Consider the following 2,557-nt stretch of genomic DNA (forward strand, 5'->3'; position numbering starts at 1 on the left):
CTACTCTAGCATACTAAAGTTAAATTGGCAACTATAGATTAGAGTTATTCTTAGTCGTGCTTCGCTGTTCTATGCTGGCGGAACTTTTCATCTCCGAGGTGAAACCGAGAGATGAAAAGCCGACATTATAGGTAAAAAGCGATTTCTTTCTCCTTGAGAGGGGCAAAATCGGCGGCTAACAACAGCTGATTTAATTCCTCTTGGGGGATATGTTTAGCCCCGATGCGGACAATTCGCGATCTCATCGTGTTAGAAACCCCGCTTCTTTGTCGTCCTGCTTCCAAACCCATTACCCGGTGATAAAGTTCCAATTTTGCCGGGGGAATTGGGGAACCATCAAAATCAATGCCATTAGCGATCGCCACATCAATGGCATCAGCGCCCGTAGTTGTGGTTAAATTAGTTTCGGTGGACATAAAGACAATATAAAGGATCGTTGCTATTTTATCAGGCGATCGATATCCGCCGCTATGATCAGGAAAGTAATCTTCATTTCTGTGTGACTATGGCTCAATTGCCGACCTATCAACCAAAACAGTTATCCCTGGGCCCCCTGGAAGCGGAAATTCTCAATATTGTCTGGGAATTGGAACCCGTTAGCGTTAAGGATGTCCACGATCGCATTTTAGCGGATCCGGAACGAGATCTGGCCTATACTTCTGTGACTACGGTACTGCGTCGTTTAACTAATAAAGGCTGGTTAAGTTGTTATAAAAAGGGTCGGATTTTCTACTGGAAACCGATGGTTTCTAAGGAACAAGCACAGGCAATTAAAGCCTACGAACAATTACATCGTTTTTTGGCTATTGGTAATGCGGATGTGGTGGCTTCTTTTGCCGATAGTCTCGATACTGCTAGTGTCGAACAATTAAAAGCGATCGCATCTCGTTTAGATACCCTGCGTCAACAACGGAGAGAAAGCTAATGCACGGTTCAATGTTATTACTAGCATTAACTATCGCCATTGGTTTACGTTGGTTTCTGCCCAGCTATCAGCGTCGTTGGCAGATAACGCTATTTTTCTTTCTCTTTCCTCCTTTGCTGCTGTTAATGACAGTTATATCGGTGGTTTGTATGGGCTATCGCGGGCAAATGTTGGGTTATAACTCCAGTTTAATTAGTTACTTTAGTGCTATAATTTGGCTAGTTTTTGCTATATTGTGTTTGATAAAACTCTCCTATCAAACTTGGCAAACCCATCGGGATTTTAGCAGTTATCCCCTCAAAAAAATCACCGCTCAGAAGGCGAGAGTTTTAGCAGTGGATTTTCCCTACAGTGCCAGAGTTGGCTTCTGGAAGTCGGAATTAATTGTAACCCAAGGATTATTAAATCTCTTAGATCAAGAACATTTACAAGCAGTTTTAGCCCACGAACAAGCTCACCAAGAATATCATGACACTTTCTGGTTTTTCTGGTTAGGTTGGTTGCGATCGATGTCTTCTTGGCTGCCCAATAGCGAGAATTTATGGTCAGAATTGGTCTTCTTGCGGGAATTGCGCGCCGATAAGTATGCTTCTGGACAAGTGGATTATTTACTATTAGCTGAATCGCTGCTTTTAGTGGCAGAAAAAGTTAATCAAGTAGCGGAAATAAGTTTCTCCGATAGTTGCTGTGTCGCTCTCAATGATCATTCTTTAAATAATCGTTTATTAGAGAGAATCGATGCTTTAGTCGAGTCAGAAAACCCCGAACTTCCCAGATTTAACTATCAAGTCTGGCTATTGCTTTCCCTCTCCCTCGCTCCTTTCTTACTCTTGCCTTTACACTCCTAAAAATGACCCTAGAAGTTGGACAAAAAGCCCCCGAATTTGCCACCCCCAACCAAAGGGGGGAAATTAGTAAATTAGCAGATTTTGCCGGTCAATGGTTGGTCTTATATTTTTATCCCAAAGATAACACTCCGGGCTGCAGCACAGAAGCGATCGATTTTACCGCTTTGTCGCCGCAATTTCAGCAATTAAATGCGGTAATTCTGGGAGTTAGTCCCGATTCAGAAAAGTCCCACTGTCGTTTTATTGAAAAACACAATTTAACTATTCAATTATTGAGCGATCCCGAACATCAACAGGCGGAAATTTATCAAGTCTGGGGATTAAAAAAATTTATGGGCAAGGAATATATGGGGATTAGACGCTCCACTTTCCTGATCGACCCCCGGGGAAATATTGCCTATATTTGGTTAAATGTCAAGGTAAAAGCCCATGCAGAAGCGGTTTTGAAAAAACTTGAGGAATTGCAGTAGGAAGCCCCTAGTAGTCGATTTTTTCTGGGTACTGATCGCGCTCTTTTAAGTACCTAAGCAAAATTAATTACACATCTAAGCCGTCAGACTTCGTCGTGAGATCAGTAGTTCGACAAGCTCACTAACATGAACACTTTTTGCTGTGATTAGTAAACAGTAATCAGTGATCAGTGAGGCTCTTCGGTTTGTGTTATGCAATGGACGGGGGTTATAAGGGATGGAACCCTTACATAGAAAGGCATTTAGCGATTTTTGTCAATTGTTTTTGCTCTAGAGCAAACTAATCAATTAAGTCTCTTACCAGATAAGGATTT

At 42.0% G+C, this 2,557-nt stretch carries 4 protein-coding genes; 3 read left to right on the forward strand and 1 reads right to left on the reverse strand.

All coding sequences use genetic code 11. The features are described 5' to 3' along the window. Window positions 1-125: 125 nt before the first annotated feature. Window positions 126-416: a small RNA NsiR4-regulated ssr1528 family protein gene (locus tag O9290_RS02260; protein ID WP_002732452.1), complete on the reverse strand. Its 291-nt coding sequence runs from the start codon at window positions 414-416 to the stop codon at window positions 126-128. 20 nt (window positions 417-436) lie between these two features. Here O9290_RS02260 and O9290_RS02265 point away from each other — a divergent pair, with 20 nt between their 5' ends. The 3 genes from O9290_RS02265 to bcp are packed head-to-tail and all read left to right on the forward strand — an operon-like array spanning window position 437 to window position 2,243. Beyond that, window positions 437-925 carry a BlaI/MecI/CopY family transcriptional regulator gene (locus tag O9290_RS02265; RefSeq protein ID WP_002761005.1) on the forward strand — a complete coding sequence of 163 codons (489 nt, stop codon included), beginning with the start codon at window positions 437-439 and terminating at the stop codon, window positions 923-925. Continuing rightward, window positions 925-1,773 carry a M56 family metallopeptidase gene (locus O9290_RS02270; RefSeq protein WP_288057695.1) on the forward strand — a complete coding sequence of 283 codons (849 nt, stop codon included), beginning with the start codon at window positions 925-927 and terminating at the stop codon, window positions 1,771-1,773. Before O9290_RS02265 ends, O9290_RS02270 begins: the two co-directional genes overlap by 1 nt. Before the next feature lie 2 nt (window positions 1,774-1,775). After that, window positions 1,776-2,243, forward strand: coding sequence for a thioredoxin-dependent thiol peroxidase (gene bcp, locus O9290_RS02275; RefSeq protein WP_002761001.1), 468 nt, complete (start codon window positions 1,776-1,778; stop codon window positions 2,241-2,243). Window positions 2,244-2,557: the final 314 nt, after the last annotated feature.

The organism is Microcystis sp. LE19-41.2A (assembly GCF_027530405.1).
Taxonomy (GTDB): domain Bacteria; phylum Cyanobacteriota; class Cyanobacteriia; order Cyanobacteriales; family Microcystaceae; genus Microcystis; species Microcystis aeruginosa.

What these genes read in the sequence shown, in the direction of transcription:
- O9290_RS02260 (WP_002732452.1), bottom strand. Translation starts at nt 416, where the DNA reads ATGTCCACCGAAACTAATTTAACCACAACTACGGGCGCTGATGCCATT.
- bcp (WP_002761001.1), top strand. Translation starts at nt 1,776, where the DNA reads ATGACCCTAGAAGTTGGACAAAAAGCCCCCGAATTTGCCACCCCCAAC.
- O9290_RS02270 (WP_288057695.1), top strand. Translation starts at nt 925, where the DNA reads ATGCACGGTTCAATGTTATTACTAGCATTAACTATCGCCATTGGTTTA.